Annotated in this window: 24 protein-coding genes and 2 other annotated features; all 24 genes read right to left on the bottom strand. The window is 36.9% G+C overall.

Annotation, left to right across the window (positions count from 1 at the left end; translation table 11 throughout):
* Nucleotides 1–33 precede the first annotated feature (33 nt).
* Nucleotides 34–1,956, bottom strand: a complete 1,923-nt coding sequence (locus A6J74_RS22285; RefSeq protein WP_001011401.1) for an ABC transporter permease — start codon at nt 1,954–1,956, stop codon at nt 34–36.
* A complete protein-coding gene (locus A6J74_RS22280; protein ID WP_000114533.1) occupies nt 1,931–2,707 on the bottom strand; it encodes an ABC transporter ATP-binding protein in 777 nt (258 codons plus the stop codon). Before A6J74_RS22280 ends, A6J74_RS22285 begins: the two co-directional genes overlap by 26 nt.
* Nucleotides 2,708–2,800: 93 nt before the next feature.
* The gene (locus A6J74_RS22275) at nt 2,801–3,883 is read right to left on the bottom strand and encodes a HAMP domain-containing histidine kinase (RefSeq protein WP_001197401.1); all 1,083 of its coding nucleotides are present in this window, start codon (nt 3,881–3,883) and stop codon (nt 2,801–2,803) included.
* Nucleotides 3,873–4,580, bottom strand: coding sequence for a response regulator transcription factor (locus A6J74_RS22270; RefSeq protein WP_000276708.1), 708 nt, complete (start codon nt 4,578–4,580; stop codon nt 3,873–3,875). Before A6J74_RS22270 ends, A6J74_RS22275 begins: the two co-directional genes overlap by 11 nt.
* 213 nt (nt 4,581–4,793) lie before the next feature.
* Nucleotides 4,794–6,080 (bottom strand): GTPase ObgE, encoded by a 1,287-nt coding sequence (obgE, locus tag A6J74_RS22265; protein WP_000497121.1) that lies wholly within the window; start codon nt 6,078–6,080, stop codon nt 4,794–4,796.
* A complete protein-coding gene (locus A6J74_RS22260; protein WP_001003572.1) occupies nt 6,080–6,628 on the bottom strand; it encodes a sporulation initiation phosphotransferase B in 549 nt (182 codons plus the stop codon). The genes obgE and A6J74_RS22260 overlap by 1 nt, the downstream gene beginning before the upstream one ends.
* A 63-nt stretch (nt 6,629–6,691) precedes the next feature.
* Nucleotides 6,692–6,982 carry a 50S ribosomal protein L27 gene (gene rpmA, locus A6J74_RS22255; RefSeq protein WP_000944957.1) on the bottom strand — a complete coding sequence of 97 codons (291 nt, stop codon included), beginning with the start codon at nt 6,980–6,982 and terminating at the stop codon, nt 6,692–6,694.
* Nucleotides 6,983–6,985: 3 nt separating this feature from the next.
* Nucleotides 6,986–7,330 carry a ribosomal-processing cysteine protease Prp gene (locus A6J74_RS22250; RefSeq protein ID WP_001973720.1) on the bottom strand — a complete coding sequence of 115 codons (345 nt, stop codon included), beginning with the start codon at nt 7,328–7,330 and terminating at the stop codon, nt 6,986–6,988.
* Between the two features lie 11 nt (nt 7,331–7,341).
* On the bottom strand, nt 7,342–7,650 hold the full coding sequence (gene rplU / locus A6J74_RS22245) for a 50S ribosomal protein L21 (RefSeq protein WP_000270907.1): 309 nt from the start codon (nt 7,648–7,650) through the stop codon (nt 7,342–7,344).
* Nucleotides 7,651–7,664: 14 nt separating this feature from the next.
* Nucleotides 7,665–7,742: a sequence feature (ribosomal protein L21 leader region), on the bottom strand.
* Between the two features lie 77 nt (nt 7,743–7,819).
* On the bottom strand, nt 7,820–9,208 hold the full coding sequence (locus A6J74_RS22240) for an Rne/Rng family ribonuclease (RefSeq protein WP_000855449.1): 1,389 nt from the start codon (nt 9,206–9,208) through the stop codon (nt 7,820–7,822).
* Between the two features lie 67 nt (nt 9,209–9,275).
* On the bottom strand, nt 9,276–10,136 hold the full coding sequence (gene spoIVFB, locus A6J74_RS22235) for a stage IV sporulation intramembrane metalloprotease SpoIVFB (protein ID WP_000598976.1): 861 nt from the start codon (nt 10,134–10,136) through the stop codon (nt 9,276–9,278).
* Complete coding sequence (gene spoIVFA / locus A6J74_RS22230) at nt 10,129–10,875, bottom strand: stage IV sporulation protein SpoIVFA (RefSeq protein WP_000797540.1); 747 nt, start codon at nt 10,873–10,875, stop codon at nt 10,129–10,131. Before spoIVFA ends, spoIVFB begins: the two co-directional genes overlap by 8 nt.
* Nucleotides 10,876–11,009: 134 nt before the next feature.
* A complete protein-coding gene (gene minD / locus A6J74_RS22225; RefSeq protein WP_000503310.1) occupies nt 11,010–11,807 on the bottom strand; it encodes a septum site-determining protein MinD in 798 nt (265 codons plus the stop codon).
* 2 nt (nt 11,808–11,809) lie between these two features.
* A complete protein-coding gene (gene minC, locus A6J74_RS22220; RefSeq protein ID WP_000391516.1) occupies nt 11,810–12,496 on the bottom strand; it encodes a septum site-determining protein MinC in 687 nt (228 codons plus the stop codon).
* Between the two features lie 35 nt (nt 12,497–12,531).
* Nucleotides 12,532–13,077: a rod shape-determining protein MreD gene (gene mreD / locus A6J74_RS22215; RefSeq protein ID WP_000975760.1), complete on the bottom strand. Its 546-nt coding sequence runs from the start codon at nt 13,075–13,077 to the stop codon at nt 12,532–12,534.
* Between the two features lie 14 nt (nt 13,078–13,091).
* On the bottom strand, nt 13,092–13,946 hold the full coding sequence (gene mreC / locus A6J74_RS22210) for a rod shape-determining protein MreC (protein ID WP_001135475.1): 855 nt from the start codon (nt 13,944–13,946) through the stop codon (nt 13,092–13,094).
* A gap of 41 nt (nt 13,947–13,987) precedes the next feature.
* Nucleotides 13,988–15,007 (bottom strand): cell shape-determining protein MreB, encoded by a 1,020-nt coding sequence (gene mreB / locus A6J74_RS22205; RefSeq protein WP_000466737.1) that lies wholly within the window; start codon nt 15,005–15,007, stop codon nt 13,988–13,990.
* Nucleotides 15,008–15,165: 158 nt separating this feature from the next.
* Entirely contained in the window at nt 15,166–15,843 is a 678-nt protein-coding gene (gene radC / locus A6J74_RS22200) for a DNA repair protein RadC (RefSeq protein ID WP_001013401.1), read from the bottom strand.
* 47 nt (nt 15,844–15,890) lie between these two features.
* Entirely contained in the window at nt 15,891–16,466 is a 576-nt protein-coding gene (locus A6J74_RS22195; protein ID WP_001226288.1) for a Maf family protein, read from the bottom strand.
* Between the two features lie 220 nt (nt 16,467–16,686).
* Nucleotides 16,687–17,649 (bottom strand): hypothetical protein, encoded by a 963-nt coding sequence (locus tag A6J74_RS22185; protein WP_000361021.1) that lies wholly within the window; start codon nt 17,647–17,649, stop codon nt 16,687–16,689.
* Nucleotides 17,650–17,813: 164 nt separating this feature from the next.
* Complete coding sequence (locus tag A6J74_RS22180) at nt 17,814–19,115, bottom strand: bifunctional folylpolyglutamate synthase/dihydrofolate synthase (protein ID WP_000582087.1); 1,302 nt, start codon at nt 19,113–19,115, stop codon at nt 17,814–17,816.
* A gap of 92 nt (nt 19,116–19,207) precedes the next feature.
* Entirely contained in the window at nt 19,208–21,853 is a 2,646-nt protein-coding gene (locus tag A6J74_RS22175; RefSeq protein WP_000072227.1) for a valine--tRNA ligase, read from the bottom strand.
* A gap of 38 nt (nt 21,854–21,891) precedes the next feature.
* Nucleotides 21,892–22,123: a binding site (T-box leader), on the bottom strand.
* A gap of 176 nt (nt 22,124–22,299) precedes the next feature.
* Nucleotides 22,300–23,325, bottom strand: coding sequence for a spore coat protein YsxE (gene ysxE / locus A6J74_RS22170; RefSeq protein WP_000350668.1), 1,026 nt, complete (start codon nt 23,323–23,325; stop codon nt 22,300–22,302).
* Between the two features lie 66 nt (nt 23,326–23,391).
* Complete coding sequence (gene spoVID / locus A6J74_RS22165) at nt 23,392–24,396, bottom strand: stage VI sporulation protein D (protein WP_002049088.1); 1,005 nt, start codon at nt 24,394–24,396, stop codon at nt 23,392–23,394.
* Between the last annotated feature and the right edge of the window lie 19 nt (nt 24,397–24,415).

Here is a 24,415-nt window from a genome sequence, read left to right as displayed (position 1 = left end):
ACTTACTACATAAGCAAAAAGCTAGAGGTTTCTCTAGCTTTGCACGTGTTTCAAATATCCTCTTTGTGCAATCATAAAGTAAATCGCAGAAGCTATAACGTATGTTCCAATTACAATCGCACCTGATTTCCATAAATCAATATAAAGTATTTTCCCTAACGTATGAAGAGCAAACCCACTATGAATGGCACCGATTAAAATTGGGATAAAGAAGATAACGCCCATTTGACGAATTGCAATTTTACGAATTTCTTTATCTGTCATACCGATTCTCTTTAACGATTTAAATTGAATACGATCTTGTTCTTTATCGTTAAACCATTTAAAGTATGTCATACTACAAGCGAAGAAGAAGAATAGTACCGCTACGAAGAAACCGATGAACATTGTAATTGCTCCTGATTCCCTTATATTTTTATAAGCGAGCACCGAGTTATTTAACTCCTCTTGCTTATCTGGTGCAATCTCCTTTTTCAAATCTAACACAAGGTCTTCCGTACTTTTCCAGTCTTCTATATAATAACCATAATATTTCGTCTTTTCTTCATCTGGTACAAGCTTTGCGTATTTCTCAAAATCTTGATCATTCACAATGAGATATTCACTATCATTAAAAACAGAAAATGAAGTTGGCTCATTTAATTGAACAGATTGCTTTTGTCCGTTAATTTTAATTTCATACGGTTTCGTACGATCTATCTTCATCATATCATTCGCCATATCCATTATGACCATCGTTGCACTACCTGGTGCATTATGAACTTCTCTAACTTGCTCTCTCTTTTGTTTACGTACTTCAGCGTTATATTCTTTTTCTGAAACAATCGCCATTGGTATCTCATGTTCACTGTTAAACATTGTGATTTTTTGCGTTCCAGGAAGTTTTACGTACGTTACTTCTCGCGCTTCTTCAAATCCGTGTTTTTTTATTAATTCTTTTGTTTTTCCCTCTTTTATGACATTATGCATATGGATTCCCTTTTCCTCATAAGAAATAGCATGCGGGGTACTAGTTACTGCCTTATAACTCATATCCTCAAAAAATACGTACAGCGTACCAACTGCTGAAGATACAACCGCCGTAATGATAGAAATTACAAATAGAAAACGGGCATTATCTTTCATTTTATAAATAAGATTGCTAAGTACGAACATATTTGGATATGTATAAAAAGATTTTTTTCGTTTTTGTAATGCCTTTAATACGACTGTACTACCTTGTGTAAATAGTAAATAAGTTCCGCCTATCGTCAGCCCTACAATCGGTAAAAACAGGATGACAAAATTCATAAATGTTACTTGGAAGCTAAGTACATATGCAACAATAATACATCCTATACCAACTACGCATAACCATGTAAACGCAAAAGGTTCTACTTTCTGTTTTCTTGCTTCTCTTAATAAATCAATAATTTGCAAGCGTCCTACTGTCCAAACGCTAAACAATGATAGAATTAAAAATAGAATTAAGTATACACCCGCTGTAATCAAAACCGCTTTACTATTCCATACGAGTGGAAGTGTTTTATCTATTTTCAATATTACGCTTAATGCTTGGAAGAATAATTTTGAACAAAGCATACCAAGTCCAATACCTACTACAATTGCAATACTACCTAACATAAGCTGTTCTAATATAATCATTCGGCCAAGTTGTGATTTTGTTCCGCCTATTAATGTTAATAGACCAAACTCTTTTTTCCTTGCTCTTAAAAATGTTGAATTTGCATATAAAATAAAAAGTGCTGAGAAGATGACTACAATATAATTCATCGATTCTAACCCTTTTGAAATCATCTCCCTCATACTAATATTACCGCTTACGACATCTGGATGATAAATGAAGGAAGCATACATGAAAAATACGACAATCGATAAACAACTGCTAATAAGAAACGCTTTATAATTACGCCAATTTCCTTTTACGTTATTAAGCGCGAGCTGGCGAAAGTTCATGATATTCTCCTCCTAGCATCGCAAGTACGTCCAAAATTTCTTGGAAAAAGGCTTGTTTCGTTCTTCCCTTATGTATTTCTGAGAAAATCTCTCCATCACGTATGAAAAGAATACGTTCGCAATAACTCGCCGCTACTGGATCATGCGTTACCATTGCAATTGTTACTTTCTTTTGTTCATGCAAATCTTGCAACGCGCTCATTAATGATTTTGCCGACTTAGAATCTAAGTTTCCAGTTGGCTCATCCGCTAAGATTAACGTCGGTTCATGAATAATCGCTCTCGCAGCTGCTGCACGTTGTTGTTGGCCGCCTGATACTTCATATACTTTTTTATTTAAAATGCCTTCGATATTTAAAAACTTTGCAATCTCAAGCACTTTTGCATCGATTTCATTTACAGATTTCTTCGCCATTACAAGTGGTAAAATGATATTTTCTTTAATCGATAGCGTATCAAGTAAGTTAAAATCTTGGAAAATGAATCCTAAATGTGTACGGCGAAACTCCGCTAATTTTGCAGCACGCATTTGATTAATTTCTTCGCCATTTACAAGCACATGACCTGAAGTTTGCTTATCAATTGTTGCTAATAAATTTAAAAGCGTTGTTTTTCCGCTTCCTGAAGGACCCATAATCCCTACAAATTCGCCTTCTTCTATTTTAAAATTTATATCATTTAAAGCAGTCGTCGCTACTGAACCTTTTGATTGATACACCTTCGTTAATCCTTTTACTTCAAGAACACTCATTTCTAATCCCCCTATGTGTTTTCTTCTTACATTTACTATAAGAAAAATAAGAAAAAGAAACGAGTGATTTCCCTTACAAAACGTTTTGTTATCTTACAGTTTTGTCATTTTTCTCATTAATGTATGATATTCTTCATCTTTTGCAAATTGGAACGTAAATGTTGTCCCTTCCCCTTCAGCCGATTGCACATAAATACCGTGATGTAAATTATCACAAATTTCCTTCGTAATATATAAACCCATTCCAGTCGCTTCTCTCGTTTTACGGCCATTTATCCCCGTAAAGAACGGATCAAATATACGCTTTACATCTTGCTCCGGAATACCGATTCCATTGTCTTTAATATGTAATAACACCTTTTGATCTTTCTCTTCAATTTGAAATTGAATTTCCTTTTTCTCTGCTTCTGAAATTCTCGTATACTTAATTGCATTTACAACAATTTGCCCTATAGCAATACTAAGCCATTTTCTATCAGATGCAACCATACAAGTATCTTCTTCAAACATTACTTTCGGAAATACAGACGATTGAATGAAAGACTTTCGATTTTCATTAATAATACCTCGAATAATATCTATCACATTTACTACTTCTACTTTATAATCTTTCGCAAATTGCTCTAACCTTGCCATATGTAACGCTAAATCTAAACCATTTAGTATACGGTTATTTTCTTCACGAATACTTTCAACTGTTGCTCTCGCTTCACGATGCTCTTTACCAAACTTCTGTAATAGTAACTCAATAACAGATACTGGTGTCTTCATTTGATGAATCCATTGGTTCATAAATATCATTTGCTGTTGCTCTTTCGCATGCTGTTTATGAACTTCATTCATATATTGCTGTCTTAATAGCGTAAAAGATTCAACGATCATCTCTTGTTCTGTCGTATACGAAGTATCAATAAGTAAAGAATCATGTAATGTATTTCCATCAGCAACATATTTTTCGATTCTCTTAAAAAAAACACTTCTTTTTCGGTAATCGTAAATGAGGTATACAGTAAACACAACTGTCCCTAATAAAAGTCCGTATAACCACGTACTCCAATCAATTGATCTTTTTTCTAAAAGACTTTGCAACTGCAATACGAGTCCAAATAAACAAAGACTTACAACATAAGAAAGAAGTAAAGCAAAGCGGTCTATGAGGTAACTTTTAACCTGCATGCCCTTCACTCCACTCTGTAAGAAGCGCATAACCGTATCCACGTTTCGTTACAATCGCATTTTTAATACCTAGCTCCTCTAGTTTCTTCCTTACGCGCTTTACATTCACAGTCAGTGTATTATCATCAACAAAAGCTACTTCATCCCACAGAGCTTCTAACAATTCTTCACGTGTTACATATTGATTCGCTTGTTTCATTAAACACTCTAATAAGTAAAATTCATTTTTTGTCAGCTCTGTTTGTTGCCCTTGCCACTCAACAACGTGTTGGGACGGGAATAACAAAAGTCCATTCACACCTAAACAATCACTTTCTGCCGCAGAAGCATACTCACCATACCCACGTCGAAGTGCACTTTTCACCTTAGCCATGACAATATCTAAATGGAATGGCTTTGTAATGTAATCATCTCCGCCATTTTCAATTGCCATTACTTGATCCATTTCCCCTGTTCTTGCAGAAACAAAAATAATCGGCGCATTCGATACAGTGCGGATTTGACGACACCAATAGAAACCATCAAAATATGGTAAATTGATATCCAGTAATACGAGATGTGGATTCACTTTTACGAATTCATCTTTTATATGACGTAAATCAATTGCTCTAAATGATTGATAGCCATACCTTTCTAAATGCTCCTCTAATATTCCCGCAATTTTCTCATCGTCTTCTACAATTAATATTTTATACATGTTCTCTTTCTCCCCATAAATATTCTTCTAAAATTACTTCTTTTTCTATTATAAATTGAAAATTTAATTAGTGGGGATTTTTTCCTATCTTCGTAATTTTTAACTAGCAGCCTGATTCACACCTAACTTCTTTGCTTCAGCTGAATTTTGAGGCGGGAATCTTACTACTTGCAAATAGCAGAATAAAAAAAAGACCGCCATACTTTGGCAGTCTTAATCGATAAATTCAAATTCATATTCAAGAATTTTTACAATATCTCCGTCTTTTGCACCACGTGCACGAAGCGCTTCATCAATACCCATTCCGCGCATTTGGCGAGCGAAACGACGTATAGATTCATCACGTGAGAAGTCAGTCATTTTGAATGTCTTCTCGATATCATAACCAGAAATAACAAACGTGCCGTCACTTTCACGTGTAATTTCAAATTTAAGACTTTCAGCATCAAATTTATACATTACACTTGCTTCAGACTCTTCAACAACATCGTACATTGGGAATTCTGGTGTTGTTTCTAATAAGTTCGCTACTTCAAATAGTAAATCACGAACACCTTGTTTCGTTACAGCTGAGATTGGGAAGATTTTTACTTCGTCTCCCACTTTCTCTTTAAATGCTTGTAAGTTTTCTTCTGCATCCGGCATATCCATTTTGTTTGCTACAACAACTTGTGGACGCTCTGTTAAACGCATATTATATTCTTTTAATTCATTATTAATTGTGACATAATCTTCATATGGCTCACGGCCTTCTAAACCAGACATATCAATAACATGTACAATTACACGTGTACGTTCGATATGACGTAAGAATTGGTGTCCAAGTCCGACGCCAGCATGTGCGCCTTCAATTAGTCCAGGAAGGTCAGCCATAACGAAGCTGCGGTTATCACCAGTTTCAACAACACCAAGATTAGGAACGATTGTTGTAAAGTGATACTCTGCAATTTTCGGACGCGCTGATGATACAACAGATAATAATGTAGATTTACCTACACTTGGGAATCCAACAAGTCCAACGTCTGCTAGCACTTTAAGTTCTAGAATGACATCACGTTCTTGACCTGGTTCTCCGTTCTCAGCGATTTCAGGTGCTGGATTCGTAGCTGTTGCGAAACGCGAGTTACCACGGCCACCTCGGCCACCTCTTGCGATTACAGCTGTTTGTTCATGCGTTACTAAATCGGCAAGAATTTGACCTGTTTTTTCATCTTTTACTATTGTTCCTGGTGGAACCTTTACGATTAAATCTTCAGATTTACGTCCGTGCTGACCTTTACTCATTCCGTGCTGACCACGATCAGCTTTGAAATGACGTTGGTAGCGGAAGTCCATTAATGTACGTAAGCCTTCCTCAACAACGAAAACAACATCTGCGCCTTTACCACCGTCGCCACCTGCTGGGCCACCTTTTGGAACATACTTCTCACGACGATACGCAACCATTCCGTTACCACCGTCGCCGCCTTTTACATATATCTTGACCTGATCTACAAACATTATTTCACCACACTTTTTTCGATTGGTTGTAATATAACTGAGACTTCTTCGTCTCGTACTGTATAAGAAATGGAATACCATTTATTGTTTTGGTTCGCAAGCCAATTCTGTAGTTCTTCTACACTCGTTAGCTTACCACGAAAATCAAAAAAGAAACGAGCATTCTCCGCGTCACATTCAATTGTGATACAAACATAATTTTCAACATATACGTCTAAACTATGCTGAAGCATTGAGAAGAATTGATTCGCCCATGTACATACAGTCTCATCTAAGTGAGATAAGTTATGTAATTCTCCTAATACTTCGTACTCCAATAAGCACGGCTGCTGTTTCCAATTATATGTTAAAATCCACTCTGAAAATAAAGGCATTGATAACCCCATCAGATTGGATTCTTGTCTCGCTTCTTGGACAAAACGATCGATGAGCCGATGAATCTCTTCCACTTTTCCAAGGGAAAGGTTTCCTTTAACCATCTGCATACGATTGAGCCAATCATGTCTTGAATGACGCAACGCATCTATAATTGTCCATTTTTCATTCATTTAGATACCCCTTAATATAGAAAAACTCTAACCTGCACTCAGGTTAGAGTTTTCCGTGAGTTCTTATGCTTCTTGAGCAACAGGATATACGCTCACTTGTTTGCGGTCACGGCCAAGACGCTCGAAGCGTACTACGCCGTCAACTTTCGCGTATAAAGTGTCATCGCCACCACGACCAACGTTAACACCTGGATAAATTTTTGTACCGCGTTGACGGTAAAGAATTGAACCACCTGAAACCGTTTGACCATCTGCGCGTTTAGCACCAAGACGTTTTGACTGAGAGTCACGACCGTTCTTTGTACTACCTACACCTTTCTTAGATGCGAAAAACTGAAGATCTAATCTTAACATACGTTACACCTCCTGCACTTTTTCTATTAAACGGATATACTTTCCGTAATCAAGTTCGATCGTCTTTAGCGAAACAACTAATCCTTCTAAAAGCGTTTGAGCTTTTTCTGCTGCATGAACGTCTAAATCATTAGGCAATTCATACGTTAAGAATCCACCATCACTTCCGAGTTCAATAGTTGCCTGCACATTACAAAGCTCTTCCACTGCATTTATAGAACCAAACACAACCGCTGTAGTTCCAGCACAGACAAGGTCTTGTCCATGTGGCGCATAATCGGCATGTCCAGTCATTTTAAATGATTGGATACTTCCTAATTTCGTGCGACTTATCGTAATTTTAATCATGTTAACCTGAATTAAGCGTTGATAGCTTCAACAACTAGCTTAGTGTAAGGTTGACGATGACCTTGTTTCTTACGATTGTTCTTTTTCGCTTTGTATTTGAAAACGATGATTTTCTTAGCGCGACCTTGTTTTTCAACTTTAGCAGTCACTGTTGCGCCTTCTACAACTGGGCTACCAACTTTAACGTTTTCGCCACCAACGAAAAGAACTTTGTCAAAAGTAACAGTTTCACCAGCTTCAACATCTAATTTTTCAATGTAGATTGCTTGACCAGCTTCAACTTTAATTTGTTTTCCACCTGTTTCGATAATTGCGTACATACTTGCACCTCCTCTTAATTACTAAGACTCGCCAAAAACGAGGTAGACATAAATGCCTTTAGGGAACCTGTCTTGTGCGGTTGTAGCATATAGCCGTTTAGGTGCTATAAACTATAACATAAAGATGTTATCATGAATCATAGACGGTTGTCAATAAATGTTCTGCTAACTATTTTTTCCGTTCTACAATTTCTTTTTTACTTCCAAATCTTATAATAGCGTACTTTTCGATAGTATCATCTTTGAAATAAATTTCAAATGGAATATTTTTTTGTAATTCTTTTTGTAAAAATTGTTTTTGCAGATCTTGAGGTGCAGCAATTAATACTGCTTCATCCTCTATATTGCCATATGTAATGAGTTCTCGCTCTAACTCATAAGCAATCGTTTCATACGACATTACATACCCCGTCGCCTTACACGGTACACACTCTTCTAGCAATACGTCACGTAAAGAATGTTTTTTACGTTTACGTGTCATCTCCAAAATCCCTAACTCAGTAAACCCAAGTACTCTTGTATAAGTGCGATCATTTTGCATAGCAGCTATGAGACGTTCTCTTACCTTTTCTTTATCTTCTCGTTTTTTCATATTAATAAAGTCGATTAATATCATTCCACCAATATCACGAAGTCTTAATTGGCGAGCGATTTCGTCAGCGGCCATTTCATTTGTACGAAGTACTGTATCTTGTAAATTTTGTTTTCCGGTAAACTTCCCCGTATTCACATCTATTACAGTCATCGTCTCCATTTGTTCCACAATCAAATAAGCACCGTTTTGGAGCCACACAATTTTTTGAAGTGCTTTTTCAATTTCTCGCTCTATTCCGAAATGATTAAACATCGAAGATTTTTCATTATAAAAAGATACTTTTTCTTTTCCGACCTTGTCTTCTAATTCTTTTACTACACTTCTTGTATCTACAACTATTTTTTCGATTGTTTCAATTGGATTCTCTTGAAATACACGATCTAAAAAAGTCGCTGGTCGATGAAGTAATAGCGGTGCCTTTCCTTGGCCCTCTTTTCTTTTTAACTCTTCATATAACTGCTGTAACCTTTGCATTTCAGTTTGTATTTCTTCAATTTCTCCTTTTTCAGAAGCGGAGCGGAAAATATACCCTCCTGTCCCTTCTACTTCAATTTCGAGTAACTGCTGTCTTCTTTTATTGTTTTTTATTTTCCGAGAAACAGCGCGCATTTCATCATATGGCATATAAACGACATATTTCCCGGTAAATTCTATATTCGCTGTTAATTTCGGTCCTTTCGTATCAATTGCCTCTTTCACAACTTGTACGAGTACTGCTTGTCCTTCATGTATACGATAAGAAGACGGTACATCATCATATGAAAGGTACGCATGTTTTTCTAAACCGATGTTTACAAATGCTGCATTCATTCCAGCAATTGTTCTTACGATACGTCCAACGTAAATATACCCAACAATCTCTTGTTCTTCATTACGTTTCCATAAAAATTCAACAATTTTGTTCTTCTCTTCAATTGCAACGCGCTTTTCCGATCCAGCATAGTTCATGTATAAGGTTTTCAAATTTCTTTCCTCACTTTATAATCTTCTTTGTTTTTACAATAATAAAAGGTTAGTGCTATCGTCAACACTAACCGATTAATTCTTCAACAGATGAAGTTGTTCGTTTTTCAGTAAAATACGCATAGAGTAATTCATTTTCATCCAATGTGTAATGCTCTTTATATTCTCCATGGACGATAATAGAATGCTTATATCCTCTACGAAATTTGGTGAAAATCGTATATAAACGATCTTCTGATTGCACCTCTATAGGTGCAATCTTTTCAATCCCTCTTTTATTTCCGTAATAACGCTCTAATAAAAAGCGCATAAACGCATAACGTCTTTGCTTCCATTCTTGATATAACGATATTGCTAAAAATATGAGTAGTACCCACATCATAATATTGTTACTATTCCAAAGTAACTGCCACCCTAATATGACACTAAAAAAAACACATGACAATTGCATCATTTTTTCATGTGCTTGTAAATAAGGAAAACGATATGATAATACATTAAACAACACTTTCCCGCCATCAAGTGGCCAAATAGGGAGTAAATTAAAGGCTAAAATAATTATATTATTCCACATAAAAAAATAATATAATTCCGCATTCAGCCAGCCAATCTCAAACAATATATACCCTACTAGCATCATCCAAATATGTTGAATAGGTCCTGCAATTACGACAACAAGTTCCTCTTTCAATGATTTATTTCCATGTTCCTCAAGCTCAGCCACACCACCAAACGGTAACAGTTGAATTTTTTTAATACGCCAATTATAATGCGCTGCTGCAAAAGCGTGACCGAGTTCATGAATGAGTACGATACAAAACAACAATAGTAACTCTTTAAAACGCGCCGTAAAAATACCAATAACTATAATAACCCAAAACAACGGATGCACTGAAATTTTCGTTAAAACTTCCTTATATTTAATCAAATGAAATCACCTGAATCGGATCAACAAATTTTTCATTCTTTTTTATTGCGAAATAAAATTTCCCATTTTTATTATTTGCATCATTACTCACCGTTCCAATTTTTTGTTTCTTTGAAACGTAATCATATAACTTTACTGACATATCATTTAAATTTGCATACCACGACTCCGTGCCATCTGCATGTTGAATTTGAACTGTATTTCCAAGTTCTTCTTTCTTACCCGCAAAAACAACTAATCCTTCATTTACTGACTCAACTGTTGCATTTGTAGCCGTTTGGACAAATACACCTTGGCCATTTTTTTGAAATCCTTGCATTACCTTTCCTGAAGCAGGAATTGCATAGTCTTTTTGCTGAATAGTCCCTTCCTTTTTCTCGTTAGGCGAATAGAAGACGAGAGGTTTTCCAAACTGTTTTTCATACCATTTCGCTACAGTAGCAAACTGAAACTCCTCTTTCATCACTTTTTCTGTAACAGCTTTAGCACCATCGAAAGAAGAAGGCGCATTCTTATACAAAATAGCAATTGAAAGAACTAAGATTGCTGATAATAAAACTTTGAAGAAAAAGACTTCCTTTCGAAACAAAGGATGAATTTCCTTTTCTCCCTCTTCAATAAATACCCCTTCACTATCAAAATTCCCCCCGGCAAAATACTGCTCTTCCTCCATTCTTTCTTGCTCTGCCTTCCTTTTCGCAATCCGCTTTTTAATTTCTTCTACACTTCTATTCTTCATACTGTCTCCCTTCTTTCGCTAACCTTATTTAAATAGAAACAGTTGTATACAGTTTGTACATATGTATGAGCTAGGAAAGAAAGATATTCGTATGAAGAAAAAAAGAAAGCACTTCGCATATGTGCGAAGTGCTCTTAACGGATGCCAAAGAAGTTTTTCATCTTTGTAAATACCGATACCTTTTCTTGTTCAAATGCTTGTAATGGTACATTCTCACCCAACAAGCGTCTTGCAATATTACGATAAGCTAACGCTGCTTTTCCACTAGGTTGCAACGCTACAGGTTCACCTGTATTTGTAGCACGAATAACTTCATCATCGTCTTCAACAACACCAAGAAGCTCGATTGATAATGTACGTACGATTTCATCAACATCTAACATATCCTGTTCATGAAGCATATGACTACGCACACGGTTAATAACAAGTTTCGGTGGTTCAATATCCTCTTTTTCTAAAAGCCCAATAATACGATCTGCATCACGCATTGAGGATACTTCTGGCGTCGTAACAACGATTGCTTTATCCGCACCAGCTACCGCATTTTTAAATCCCTGCTCAATCCCCGCAGGACAATCAATTAATATGTAATCATAATCTTGACGTAATACTTGTATTAATTCATCCATTTGTTCAGGTGTTACCGCTGATTTATCACTCGTTTGTGCTGCAGGTAATAAATAAAGATCATCAAAACGTTTATCTTTAATAAGAGCCTGAGGTAAACGACAACGCCCTTCAACGACATCAACAAGATCAAATACAATACGATTTTCCAGCCCCATTACTACGTCTAAATTTCGAAGACCAATATCTGTGTCAATTAAGCACACTTTCTTTCCAGATAAGGCTAGGGCTGTACCAATGTTCGCAGACGTTGTAGTTTTACCTACTCCGCCCTTTCCAGATGTAATTACTATTGCCTCTCCCACAGCTATACAATTCCCCTTTCTAACTTTGTTAAATTAGGTCTAAGATGAGTGAGAAGTTGCAGGCGATCGACAACAATGTGATTGTCCTCATTAATATACGCACATTCTGCCGTCTCCGCTCCGTCTTCTTTCTCTTCCGGAGCCCGCATTGCCACATCACTAATTCGAAGTTGCATCGGGTTCATAACAGATGCAGCAATTACAGCCTCTGAATCCCCATAATACCCAGCATGTGCAATCCCTCTTAATGATCCTACGACAAAAATATTCCCCCCAGCGATAACCGTTCCGCCTGGATTAACATCTCCAATTAACAATAAATTTCCTTTTACATGTAAAACTTGTCCAGAGCGAACAATTTTGGAAATAGGGACAATCTCTGTTTCTTCTTTCCATGCTATTGCTTCCGATTTAGTTATAACATCACTTTCAATTGAATCCACAACAAGATTCTTTTTATTACGAATTAACGTACGAAGCTCTTCTTGGTGGACTTCTGTTAAATAACGATTTCCCACTTTCACATGCACTTCAATTAAAGAACGCCCATCGCCATCATAGTAATGTGTAGATAGTTTTTCGTCCAATTCTTTCAGTAATTCAGAGAATGAACAGCAGTCATCTAAATGAAGCGTTATCCCGTCTTTTGTCCCTTTTATCGTTACATTTTGTTGCTTTTTTTCTTCCACTAAAGTTCACCCCACCGATTCAATTCGACATAAAATTAGAAAATCCTTTTTTCTTTTTCTTCCATCGCTCTTGAAAGACGCACTAAATATCGTCTCAGTGGGAAACAAACTATCAATATGAAAATTCCATTCAGCAATAAAGTAGAAAGGAGACGATCCGTGAAAAAGACATACGCCGACATATGAGTACGTCCTAACAAAGTTAAAAATCCATACACATAATATTCTAATGCTACAATGCTAGCTAATACGATAGACACAACAATGAATAAATTCAATTGTAGTACCTTCATCACACTATAAACTAAATAAGCTAAAATCGGATAAGCAAATATATATATACCGACAAGTTCTGTGTATACGGTATCAAATAAGAAACCAAATAATAGCCCGTAATAAATCCCTTGGACCGGACCATAGTACACAGTAACAAAACATAACACAATGATAAAGAAATGCGGCGCTGCTATACTGTCTTTCCAAAAAACTTCTGTTGGAACAATAGTAGCAAACATATTTTCAAACAGAAAAACAAAAAGGAGCAAAAGAGGAAGAGCTGCTCTTTTTAAAATCTTCATCATCTCTTCTCCTCCTCCTATTCTAATGGCGCTGATTTCATATCACGTTTAGCTACTATAATATGCTCTACGTCATTTAAATCAGCGGCAGGTTTTACATAAGCTGTTTTTGTTAAACCGTATGCATCTGGTTGAACATCAACGATTTCCCCAATCTCAAGACCTTTGGGGAAAATCTCCCCACCAAGTCCAGACGTTACAACCATTTGACCTTTAGCTACTGGTGCATCAGAGCCAATCTTTGTGAAAAGTAACAATTTTTTTTCTTTGTCATAACCTTCGATTAAACCGAAGATATTTTCATTTCCATGTACAACAGCAGAAACACGATTTGTTCGACTCATAGAACTTAACAACTCTACTGATGCTGTAAATTGAGATACACTTTTCACGCGTCCAACTAAACCTTTTGAAGTCATAACAGCCATATCCTTTTTAATCCCTTGCTGTGCTCCTTTATCAATTCCAATTAAATCGTACCATTTATCTGGATTGCGAGAAACAACAGTAGCTGGAATTTCAGAAAAATCGCTCGGCAACTCTTTTTTTTCAGTTAGCTGTCTTAATTTATTGTTGTCTTCCTCTAATTGCTTCACTTTAACTGATAAACTCGCATAGTTATCTATTTTTGCTTTTAATTCTTTATTCTCTTCATACGTGCGCTTTACATCCTCTACATTTTCAAAGAATCCAGCTACATATTTCGCTGGCTTTTGGAATACACGTTCTACAACACCGACAGTGTCTTTAACAAACTGCTCTGGCCATGTTAAACTGTTCCGTTCTTTCAATGAGATTCCAATCAATGCCACGAGAAGAATAATACTAACTAACAAAACAATTAATCTTTTGTTTAAGAAAAACTGTGGCACGTTCACACCCTCTTAATTCCATTGATTTTTATTTTGCAATATTATCGAGCAGCCGTTTTGAAAAGATCGATATTATCTAATGCTTTTCCTGTTCCAATTGCTACGCAATCTAATGGATCTTCTGCAACAAGAACTGGCATATTTGTTTCTTCACTAATCACTTTATCTAAGTTACGTAGTAATGCACCACCGCCTGTTAATACAATACCGCGGTCCATAATATCTGCCGCTAATTCAGGTGGAGTTTTTTCCAACGTATTTTTAACTGATTCTACAATTGCATCTACTGTATCTTTTAATGCATCCGCAATTTCTTCTGGTTGAATTAGTACTGTTTTTGGTAAACCACTTACTAAATCACGACCACGAATTTCCATAGGCTCGATACCTTCTGGCTCGCCTGCAGAACCGATTTCTAATTTTAATGCCTCTGCTGTTCTTTCACCAATCATTAAGTTATAGCTTTTCTTAATGTACTGAATGATTGAATCATCCATATCATCACCAGCAACACGAACTGATTGACTTGTTACGATACCACCTAATGAGATGATTGCAACTTCTGTTGTACCACCACCGATATCAACAACCATACTACCAGTTGGTTCCCAAACAGGTAAGTTCGCACCAATTGCTGCTGCAAATGGTTCTTCGATTGGATATGCATCACGAGCACCCGCTTGACGAGTCGCATCAATTACTGCACGTCTTTCAACAGCTGTAATACCAGACGGTACACATACCATTACATACGGTTTACGTGAGAAGAAGCCGTTTGATTTTTGAGCTTGTTGAATGTAATATTTCATCATTGTTGCTGTTGTTTCGTAATCAGCAATTACACCGTCTTTCATCGGACGAAGTGCTACTACGTTTCCTGGTGTACGACCAATCATCTGTTTTGCATCGCTACCTACAGCAACGATTTGTTTCGTATCAGTTTGTAATGCTACTACTGAAGGTTCACGTAAAACTACACCTTTTCCTTTTACATATACAAGCGTGTTCGCAGTTCCTAAATCTATTCCAAGATCGCGAGTAAAGCCACCAAATCCAAACATATTTTTTATCTTCCTTTCTTGTTTTCACGGACTCATTTTTTTCTTATTTTATATTATAAAAACAGTACGTTTTTTATATCTATATCCTTTTTGCAGATAATTTTCTACAAAAAACTCATAAATCACATTATAAAACAAAATAAGTAAAAAGCATAGTCTTAAATATGACCTTTTTCCTTTAAACTCACGAATTTATGGTCACCTATTATAATATGATCAAGCACTTCAATTCCAATAATCTGGCCGCATTCTACTAAACGTTTTGTTACTTCAATATCTTCTCGGCTCGGCGTAGGATCTCCTGAGGGATGGTTATGAAGACATATGATAGAGGCTGCTGCACGGCGGAACGCTTCTTTAAAGACTTCTCTTGGGTGTACAATTGACGTGTTTAGACTTCCAATGAATATCGTTTGCCTATGTATAACTTGATTTTTTGTATTTAAATATAAACAAACAAAATGCTCTTGTTGTAAAAAGCGCAGTTCTTCCATCATGTATTTCGCACAATCTTCTGGGCTTCGAATGCTATATCGATTTTGATACTCTAAACGTACCATTCTTCTACCTAGTTCAAAAGCAGCCATAAGCTGAGATGCCTTTGCAATCCCAACACCATGAATACTAATTAATTCTTCTAACGTTGCATCTTTCAACATACGTAAACCATCAAAGTGATGTAAAATTTTATCTGACAACTTTAAAACTGTCTCTTCTTTAGAACCTGTTCTGAGTAACACTGCAAGAAGCTCCCGATTTGATAAACTCCCTGTTCCTTCTAATAATAAACGCTCCCGTGGCTGTTCTTCTCTGACAACATCACGAATACCGTTCATCTCTCCACCCCTTTTACCTGTTCTCTCAAAGAAAACCCCATGCAATTTTACGCATGGGTTACATCAATATCAAATTGTTTTAATTCCCGGACAAGACGTGCAATTGGTAAGCCGACTACACTGTAGTAATCTCCTTGAATATGTTGAACAAAAATAGACCCTTTTCCTTGAATACCATAACTTCCTGCTTTATCAAGAGGTTCTTTCGATGCAACATATACGTCAATTTCCTCTTCTGTTAATTCCCAAAACGTAACTTCTGTACGCTCATAAAAAGTGACCGTTTTTTCTTTCGATATAATTGCCACACCTGTATATACTTCGTGTGTTTTTCCTGATAATAATTGTAACATTTCTTTCGCCTCAACCTCATTAGAAGGCTTTCCAAGAATACGCGACTCATATGTAACGATTGTGTCTGCACCTAACACAATGTGATCACTATTATTTTCTGCTACCGCAGATGCTTTTTGCAAGGCAAGGGACATAACAATATCAGGAGGTGATGAATACGCACCAATCGTTTCTTCTACTTCACTTACAACGATTTCAAATGGTACGCTAGCTAACTCCAGCAATTCCTTCCTCCGAGGTGATCCTGAAGCTAAAATAATTTTTCTCATATTTTCTCCTTCCTTTCTCACATGAAGCAGAACAATTTACATCAATCGTATCAAAAGAATAGTTTATCCACAAATGAAAGAAATATTATTTTCTCTAAACAAAATAATATTTCTTTACTGCATACGATTATATTCCAGCCATAGAGAAAGTACTTTGCTCTAAATTTAAAAGAAAAGAAAGAAGTATAGACACTTCTTTCTTCATCATTTCATTATCTTATCATTTCACTTTTTGTGAAACAATTTTTTCATACGAAAGTATACCATCAATAACAACTTGATTTAATTTCGCCAAAGATTCTTTATCGCTCTTTCCGTCCTTCACTGTTTGCACAGCTATTGACGTATACATATACAGCTTTTTTACCTCCTCCTGCTTCATACTTTTCCCTACTTTTTCAATTGATTTCCATTCTTTCTCAATTACTTCTATATCTTTTGCATTACTTTTCCCACCAGCTTGTACGCTAGAAGCATATTTTGCTAAATGAGTATATAATGGCTGTACTTTTGTTAAGAACGCTCCTATTTCTTTATCATCTTTAAGCAACGCTTTATCCGTAATATCCCAGTTCTTTTTTAAAACGGAGACACCATCATTTTTATACTGCGTCATTAATTGATTTATAGCCTGTTCATCGCTAGCAATACCAACAATTAGTGCATACTTATCACCGCTCGGTTTCAAAGCAGCAACCCCTCCGTTACCTTTCCATTCTTCAAGAGCGGCCTGTCCCGTTTCTTTGGAAGAATAAAGCCCACCTTGAACAAAAAATAATTTCATTGGCTCTAATGACGTTCCTGTCTGTTTTTTTTGTTTTTCCTCTTTTGATACTGGTGTTTGTTCTGCCGTTCCATCCACCTTTGATTCTTCATTTCCAGTCTGCTTCGAAGCCGTTACCGTACTTTCCCCTGTTGTCCCTTGTCCTGTAAGTAACTGCAGCATTCCCATTCCAAACGCCGTACCAATTATAATTGCAGTTGCAACAATTACAATTAATGTATTACTCCACTTCTTTCTGTATTTTTCCATGGGCGCTGATTTCTTTTTTTGAAACGGAACAACGTTTTTCGGTCTTTCACTTTCCACTACCATCCATTCAAACTCATCTTTCTTCTTCTCTTCATACTTCGCTTCTGTTCCATTTACTTTCACTGAGATCGTTCGTGATTGCTTGTCCATACACTCACACCTCACCTCTTGTCGTTGTCCGCATCATATCATATTCATTTCACAAAAAAACGAGATATTTGTCAGAGGAATTCGCCAAATAACCCTATATAATTATCTTATATGTATGCATTTGACTTCATTTGTAGAACAAAAAACTAGATAGCAAAGGCTATCTAGTTTTTCTCGCGAATATATTTTCTAACTTCAGAAATGAAATATAGAGAACCCGTTATGATAAAGACATCATTTCCCCCTATCATTTCAACCTTTGTATCAATTGCCTCTTTCCAATCTTCAAAGACTATTTTTGATTTTTTTTGCGAATGCGCTGCAAGTTTGTCAGCGGAAATGGCACGATCAAAGGCGAATGTTGTAAAAATAATTTCATCGGCAATTGTTTCTAATTGACCTACCATGTTATGCAACTGTTTATCACCAAGCGCAGTAAATAAAACTATTATATTTTTATCTTTATAATGTGCCTCTACTGTTTTTACAAGACTCTCAATACCTTCTGGATTATGAGCACCATCTATTATAATATCAGGATTACTTTTCAGCTTTTCAAATCGGCCAATCCAATACGCTTCATGTAATCCAGCTCTTATTTCCTCTTCCTCAATTAAAAATGATACATATGTTTTTAAATACATAATTGCCATAAGTGCTAGTGAGGCATTTCCTACTTGGTGAACACCTTTCATTGACATTCGAACATCTTCAAAAGATGCGAAAGGACAAGCAAAATCAAAACGTTCCCCATCTTCGTTAGACTGTTTATGTAACGCTGTAAAATGTTTGCCCAGTTCATATAAGTTTGCATGATTTTCCTTTGCAACCTTTTGAATGACCTGCAATGCTTCATCATCTTGCACGCCTGTAATAACCGGAACACCCGACTTAATAATTCCTGCCTTCTCATACGCAATTTCTCCTAGTGTATCCCCTAAAATATGCATATGATCGTGGCCGATATTTGTAATAATTGTGAGAATAGGATGAATCACATTCGTAGAGTCAAAGCGCCCTCCAAGCCCTGTTTCAAATAAAACAACATCACAGAAATTGATTTTACCGAAATAACAAATTGCCATAACAGTAATAATCTCAAACTCAGTCGCTTCCCCTAAATCCGTCTCGTCTAGTTTTTCAACGACTGGCTTTACCATGTTTACAAGTTCCGCAATCTCTTCATCTGCAATTGGTGTTCCGTTCACACTAATACGCTCATTAAATGTTTCAATGTAAGGAGAGGTAAATGTTCCAACCTTATATTTTGCGCCTTCTAGCATGTAGCGCATATACGTTAAAGTTGAACCTTTTCCATTTGTACCAGCAAGATGAACACATTTTATATGACGCTCTGGATTTCCGAGTTCTTCTAGCATCCAGCTCATTCTTTCTAATCCTGGTTTAATACCAAACTTCAATCGACTATGAATCCACCCTATCGCTTCTTCGTATGTATGTATCACGTATGTTTTCCCCTTTCAAAAGACAACCTTCATCATTCTATTATACGCAAAGAAAAGAGACTCACCAATATAGTGAGTCTCTAAAATACACTTTATTTCTCAAGATCTGCTAGACGTTGGCGAACTGCTTCGCGTTTTTCTAGGTAATCTTGCTCTTTCGCACGCTCTCCGTCAATAACTGCCGCAGGAGCTTTCGCTACGAAGCCTTGGTTTGAAAGTTTCTTCTGTACACGTTCTACCTCTTTATCGAACTTCTCAAGTTCTTTTTCAAGACGTGCTCTCTCTTCGTCAAGGTTGATAAGATCAGCTAACGGTAAGAATAACTCTGCACCTGATACGATTGCAGTCATCGCTTTTTCTGGCGCTTGTAAATTCGTTTGAATTGTTAATTCACTTGGGTTACAGAAACGCTCAATGTAAGAGCTGTTTTTCGTAAGTTGAGCAAGGATAGCCTCATCTTTTGCTTTAATTTGCATTTGAACTTTTTTGCTCATTGGCGTATTTACTTCTGCACGGATGTTACGAACAGAGCGAATGATATCAACTAGAAGGTGCATTTCTGCTGCCGCTTCTTTATCTTGTAAATCTTCGCGAACTGTTGGCCAAGCCGCTACTGTAATAGACTCGCCTTCATGCGGTAAATGTTGCCAAATCTTCTCTGTTACGAACGGCATGAATGGGTGTAATAGACGCATCGTTTGGTCTAATACGTAAGCTAAAATAGAACGAGTTGTTTTCTTAGCTGCTTCATCTTCACCGTATAGTGGAAGTTTCGCCATCTCAATGTACCAGTCACAGAAATCATCCCAAATGAAGTTGTATAATGAACGACCAGCTTCACCGAACTCATATTTATCCATGTTACGTGTTACACTTTCGATCGTTTCGTTTAAGCGAGTTAAAATCCACTTATCTGCAACTGATTTTTCACCAGTTAAATCGATTTCTTCATACTTCATATCATCCATGTTCATTAATACGAAACGTGATGCGTTCCAAATTTTATTAATGAAGTTCCAAGTAGATTCTACTTTTTCCATGCTGAAACGTAAATCTTGGCCTGGTGCACTTCCTGTTGATAAGAAGTAACGCATTGCATCTGCACCGTATTTCTCGATAACATCCATCGGGTCGATACCGTTACCAAGAGATTTACTCATTTTACGTCCCTGTTCATCACGAACTAAACCGTGAATTAATACATCTTTAAATGGACGCTCTCCTGTAAACTCTAAACCTTGGAAAATCATACGAGATACCCAGAAGAAGATGATGTCATAACCAGTTACTAAAGCATCTGTTGAATAGAACTTTTTAAAGTCTACTGCCTCTTCATTTGGCCAACCAAGTGTTGAGAACGGCCATAACGCTGAGCTAAACCATGTATCAAGTACGTCGTTATCTTGATTCCAGTTTTCAATATCCGCTGGCGCTTCAGTACCTACGTATACTTCACCAGTTTCTTTATGATACCAAGCTGGAATGCGGTGTCCCCACCATAATTGACGAGAAATACACCAGTCATGAATGTTTTCCATCCAGCGTAAGTATGTGTTTTCAAAACGCTCTGGTACGAACGTTACTTTTTCTTCTTCTTTTTGTTGAAGTGCTACTGCTTTTTCTGCAAGTGGAGCCATTTTTACGAACCATTGTGTTGATAAATAAGGCTCAACAACTGCACCGCTACGCTCACTATGACCTACTGAATGCATATGAGGCTCAATTTCTACTAATACGTCCGCTTCTTGTAAGTCTTTCACTAACGCTTTACGGCATTCGAAACGGTCCATACCGTTATACTTACCAGCTTTTTCGTTCATCGTTCCATCTTCGTTCATTACTAAGATGCGTGGTAAGTCATGACGGTTACCTACTTCAAAGTCATTCGGGTCATGAGCTGGTGTAATTTTTACAACGCCTGTTCCAAAGTCTTTTTCTACGTACTCATCGGCAATAATCGGAATCTCACGGCCTACGATTGGAAGGGTAACTGTTTTTCCGATTAAATGTTTGTAACGATCGTCTTCTGGATGAACTGCTACAGCTGTATCACCAAGCATCGTTTCTGGACGAGTAGTTGCAAGACGAATGTGACCAGAACCATCTGTTAATGGATAGTTCATATGGTAGAATGCACCTTGAACCTCTTTATGAATTACTTCGATATCAGAAAGAGCTGTACGTGTTGCTGGGTCCCAGTTGATAATATATTCACCGCGGTAAATTAAGCCTTTTTCGTATAATTGAACGAATACTTTATTAACTGCATCAGATAAACCTTCGTCTAATGTGAAACGTTCACGAGAATAGTCTAGTCCTAAACCAACTTTCCCCCATTGTTGACGAATGTGAGAAGCGTACTCTTCTTTCCACTCCCAAGCTTTTTCAAGGAATTTCTCACGGCCAAGATCGTAACGTGAAATACCTTCTTCACGAAGTTTTCCTTCTACTTTCGCTTGTGTTGCGATACCCGCATGGTCCATTCCTGGAAGCCATAATACATCGTATCCTTGCATACGCTTCGTACGAGTTAAAATATCTTGAAGAGTTGTATCCCAAGCATGACCTAAGTGTAACTTACCAGTTACGTTCGGAGGTGGAATTACAATTGTATACGGTTGTTTCTTCTCGTCTCCTGTTGCTTCGAAATATTTGCCTTCAAGCCACCATTGATAAAGGCCTTCTTCAACGGACATATGATCATATTTAGTTGGTAAATTCTTTTCCGTGTTTGACATTATTTTCCCTCCTTAAAATAAAAAATGCCCCTCATCCAAAAAAGGACGAGGGACATCGCGGTACCACCTTTATTTACAAACAAATTCAGAATTTGCTTATACTCTTAATTTGATAACGGACAAATCCGTCTTTTCCTAATGAGAACTATTCCGTTCAGAAAAGATGCTCCAGGGCTACCTTCTAACATAACTATCTAGAGAATCTCCCAGCTAATGATTCTCCTCTCTGAAGACGTTTCATGTTATACTCTTCCCCTTCAAGGCATTTATATGATTGTTAATTATTATATACAATAGTGTAAAAAACGAAACCTTATTCGTCAAGATAAATTTAAGACTATCACTTTCCGGGCGAATATAAAAAAGATAAGTAGCATCCTCCACTTATCTTTTTTACCCCTCTATTTACGGGCGGTAATACCCCCGCCACTGATTAAAGTTTCACTTTATCCGTTCCCTTGCTGGGCAGCTTGTAATTGTGACAGGAAATATTCTACATTGCTAACGAGCCAATGTGATTGTTGCAAGCTCTTTACTCCGCGAATCTCATTTTCCTTATTGCGACTCTGCCTTCTTTTTTTATAAGACTCAATTTGCCGAATAAATTGCGATGGATAGGTCATGTAAGCATACATAAGCAGTTGCTCTTCTTTCGTAAACGGGAAGTTTTTTTGGTACATTTGATACCATTCAAAACGATCACTTCGCGCAATTGGATATGTGTTTAAAGACCGCGAATAAAACCCTACAATATCTTGCACAGGCGTTGCAAACTTCGATTTTTCTAAACTAATAAAATAGCCATTCCGTTCATAGTCAAATAAAAAATGATTAAGTGACACGTTACCATGCACAAAAGTAATGCGTGTTTTATCTTTTTCTTTCATCGCATCGTTCCACTCATTTAATTGCTTCGTTGCAAATTCACGCGCCCTCATTACATGATGATAGTACGTACAATATTGTAATTCAAACGGAGACATATACCACTTCGCTTCAGATTCTACAAGAAACTCTTCTAACATCTCACCATCATTTTCCCAACGATCGGATATACTTGTGTAATGTTTTTCTAAATCTTCTTCTGTATATGTTTCTTCTTTCACCGTTTTTTGGTGCAACGTTCCAAGTGTTTGAAACATTTTATGGTATTGATCATTATCCTCGCCGTTTCCTTCCGCACGTTCTAACCAAGGCATTAAATAATAATTATAAGTCCCGTCACTTAAAATATAATTCCCATCCGTCGCATGGTATATAGGTACATAATTTGAAAAACCTTTCTCCTTCAAATATTGAATATGATGTAGAAAGTTATTCCGCTCTAACTTTCTATCTTCTATTTTCTTTAGCGCATATGGACCTTGATTCGTGTAAATTTTCGTTACACTTCCGTGCTCTTCCATATGCTGCGTATCCAATCTATATTGCCTTACAATGGGTTCATAGCGATTTCGTAATTCAATATCCATACGAATAACCCTTTCTATTCAAAACATAGCCTCTAGGACAATAGGGGAGTGAAAGCACTCACCCCCTTATTTCGCCTTTGCTTTTGAAACGGGAATATAAATAATTTGTCCCGTAGTTAAATATATATCTTCTGTTTGATTAACACGGTATAAGTTTTGTACAGACGTGTCATAACGTTCTGCAACAGATTCAATTGTATCCCCTTCTTGCACGAAATACATTCTTAACTTCGTAAATTCTTCTTCCGGTTCTTTCGTAAATAATTGTGTTAAATAAAGCGCATTTTCATCTCGCTGTGAGTATGCTTCTTCTTGCTCTTCCTGCTTTTTCGCCTTTTCTTTTTGATAATCTTTTCGTCCAAACAATTCAAATTGCAGCGTCGTTTCTTGCTCCTCTTCACGCTCCGCAAATTCATGTTCTGCCAATTCCTCTTCCGCTTCTTCTTGCCCTTTTCTTTCTTCTAGCTGGAACGGTTCAAATGCGTAATCTTCCCATTCATCCGATTCTTTATAGGTTGGTTCCGCTACATGCGGCGCGGGTCTATTTTCATCCTCTTCAGCTGAATCATTTTCTAACTCAGCATACGCCGTTTCTTCCTCTTCATCCTCGATTCTTTCCTCATCACATAAACCTGTAATAGATATATCCGCTAATAATTGTAAGCAACCATTTTCCTTCAATTCATAATCAAATTCTTCGATTGATACATATAATTCTTCAATTACTTTCACTCGATTTCTTGGAATTGATATTTCAAGTGGAAAGGAATGAACAAGTTCATTCACCCCATCTTCCCTTGTTTCTACATAATCAATTGACTTTGCTGGCGATAGTTCTCTTAATGAATAGGCCGAATCATCTTGCCTTGCAACATACTCCCCCGTTAAATCTAACTGCCCTCTCACGATAACTTCATGATCAAGCTCTTCTATCTCAACGTCTGGATCTAACGAAATTGACAAAAGTTCTTCGACTTCCTGTCCTTTTTGGAACCAAACAGATTCTTTTAATGAAAATCGTAACGAATGATCTGTTGTCACTTCTTTTCCCCCTCCCAAACTATATGTCATTACAGATTTATGTATGTAA

Origin of the sequence: Bacillus sp. FDAARGOS_235, assembly GCF_002073415.2 — a bacterium.
In the GTDB taxonomy this organism is placed as follows: domain Bacteria; phylum Bacillota; class Bacilli; order Bacillales; family Bacillaceae_G; genus Bacillus_A; species Bacillus_A toyonensis.
This window is presented reverse-complemented; position numbering and strand designations above follow the sequence as displayed.

Coding starts and splice junctions, on each gene's coding strand:
- rpmA (WP_000944957.1), bottom strand. CDS start 6,982: ATGTTAAGATTAGATCTTCAGTTTTTCGCATCTAAGAAAGGTGTAGGT.
- A6J74_RS22280 (WP_000114533.1), bottom strand. CDS start 2,707: ATGAGTGTTCTTGAAGTAAAAGGATTAACGAAGGTGTATCAATCAAAA.
- A6J74_RS22275 (WP_001197401.1), bottom strand. CDS start 3,883: ATGCAGGTTAAAAGTTACCTCATAGACCGCTTTGCTTTACTTCTTTCT.
- A6J74_RS22270 (WP_000276708.1), bottom strand. CDS start 4,580: ATGTATAAAATATTAATTGTAGAAGACGATGAGAAAATTGCGGGAATA.
- spoVID (WP_002049088.1), bottom strand. CDS start 24,396: ATGACATATAGTTTGGGAGGGGGAAAAGAAGTGACAACAGATCATTCG.
- A6J74_RS22175 (WP_000072227.1), bottom strand. CDS start 21,853: ATGTCAAACACGGAAAAGAATTTACCAACTAAATATGATCATATGTCC.
- radC (WP_001013401.1), bottom strand. CDS start 15,843: ATGAACGGTATTCGTGATGTTGTCAGAGAAGAACAGCCACGGGAGCGT.
- A6J74_RS22285 (WP_001011401.1), bottom strand. CDS start 1,956: ATGAACTTTCGCCAGCTCGCGCTTAATAACGTAAAAGGAAATTGGCGT.
- obgE (WP_000497121.1), bottom strand. CDS start 6,080: ATGTTTGTAGATCAGGTCAAGATATATGTAAAAGGCGGCGACGGTGGT.
- rplU (WP_000270907.1), bottom strand. CDS start 7,650: ATGTACGCAATTATCGAAACAGGTGGAAAACAAATTAAAGTTGAAGCT.
- A6J74_RS22250 (WP_001973720.1), bottom strand. CDS start 7,330: ATGATTAAAATTACGATAAGTCGCACGAAATTAGGAAGTATCCAATCA.
- ysxE (WP_000350668.1), bottom strand. CDS start 23,325: ATGGATATTGAATTACGAAATCGCTATGAACCCATTGTAAGGCAATAT.
- A6J74_RS22260 (WP_001003572.1), bottom strand. CDS start 6,628: ATGAATGAAAAATGGACAATTATAGATGCGTTGCGTCATTCAAGACAT.
- A6J74_RS22195 (WP_001226288.1), bottom strand. CDS start 16,466: ATGAGAAAAATTATTTTAGCTTCAGGATCACCTCGGAGGAAGGAATTG.
- spoIVFA (WP_000797540.1), bottom strand. CDS start 10,875: ATGAAGAATAGAAGTGTAGAAGAAATTAAAAAGCGGATTGCGAAAAGG.
- mreD (WP_000975760.1), bottom strand. CDS start 13,077: ATGATGAAGATTTTAAAAAGAGCAGCTCTTCCTCTTTTGCTCCTTTTT.
- mreB (WP_000466737.1), bottom strand. CDS start 15,007: ATGTTTGGATTTGGTGGCTTTACTCGCGATCTTGGAATAGATTTAGGA.
- A6J74_RS22185 (WP_000361021.1), bottom strand. CDS start 17,649: ATGGACAAGCAATCACGAACGATCTCAGTGAAAGTAAATGGAACAGAA.